A 262-nucleotide genomic window follows, 5' to 3' on the forward strand; every position below is an offset into this window, starting at 1 on the left:
AGGCCTTGATGGAAGCAGTCTTCGGCTTCGACGACGAGATACAGTCGAACGCGCTCGATTCCCACATATCGCGGTTGCGGCGCAAGCTGGCGGCATCGCAAGCAGGCGTGGTCATCAACGTTATCCGGGGCGTGGGTTATCTCCTGCGGGAAGCATCATGAGCAAACGATGCTCCTATTCGCTGCGCAAGCGCCTGTTCTGGCGCCTTCTTGACGTGCAATCGGTCGTGCTCATCCTGGTGATGATCGTGCTGATTTCGGTT

General features: G+C 57.6%; 1 protein-coding gene. It reads left to right on the forward strand.

The window, feature by feature from the left end:
- Positions 1 to 161, forward strand: a 161-nt coding sequence (locus EOD29_RS32700) for a winged helix-turn-helix domain-containing protein (protein ID WP_164763992.1), incomplete at its 5' end; no start/stop codon positions are given.
- Positions 162 to 262 lie beyond the last annotated feature (101 nt).

Origin of the sequence: Mesorhizobium sp. M1A.T.Ca.IN.004.03.1.1 (genome assembly GCF_003997555.1) — a bacterium.
In the GTDB taxonomy this organism is placed as follows: domain Bacteria; phylum Pseudomonadota; class Alphaproteobacteria; order Rhizobiales; family Rhizobiaceae; genus Mesorhizobium.